1 protein-coding gene is annotated in these 540 nt (G+C 71.1%); it reads right to left on the bottom strand.

Annotated elements, in window-relative coordinates:
• Positions 1–540 (bottom strand): WD40 repeat domain-containing protein (locus AB0C16_RS40355; protein ID WP_357691461.1); only part of this gene is annotated, 540 nt, incomplete at both ends.

Below are 540 nucleotides of genomic sequence, written 5' to 3'. Positions count from 1 at the left end.
TTGCCGTCCGGCGCGAACGCCACCGAGAAGACCCCGACCTGGTCGCTGGTGAGCTTGGCGATTTCCTTGTGGGGGGTCACGGTCATGTCCCACAACCGCACCGCCCCGTCTGCGCCGCCGCTGGCCAGGGTTTTGCCGTCCGGCGCGAACGCCACCGACAAGGCCCTGCCCTGGTCGCTGGTGAGCTTGGCGCTTTCCCGGCGGGGGGGCACGGTCATGTCCCACAACCGCACCGTCCCGTCGTCGCCGCCGCTGGCCAGGGTTTTGCCGTCCGGCGCGAACGCCACCGACAAGACCCTGCCCTGGTGGCCGGTGAGCGGAGCGCCGATCTGACGGCGGGTGTCGGTGTCCCACAACCGCACCGTCCCGTCGTCGCCGCCGCTGGCCAGGGTTTTGCCGTCCGGCGCGAACGCCACCGAGAAGACCCCGACCTGGTCGCTGGTGAGCTTGGCGATTTCCTTGTGGGGGGTCACGGTCATGTCCCACAACCGCACCGCCCCGTCTGCGCCGCCGCTGGCCAGGGTTTTGCCGTCCGGCGCG

The sequence above is a fragment of the Nonomuraea sp. NPDC048916 genome, from assembly GCF_040649575.1.
In the GTDB taxonomy this organism is placed as follows: domain Bacteria; phylum Actinomycetota; class Actinomycetes; order Streptosporangiales; family Streptosporangiaceae; genus Nonomuraea.
Note: the sequence above shows the minus strand (reverse complement) of the source record. Positions and strands in the feature narration are given on the sequence as shown.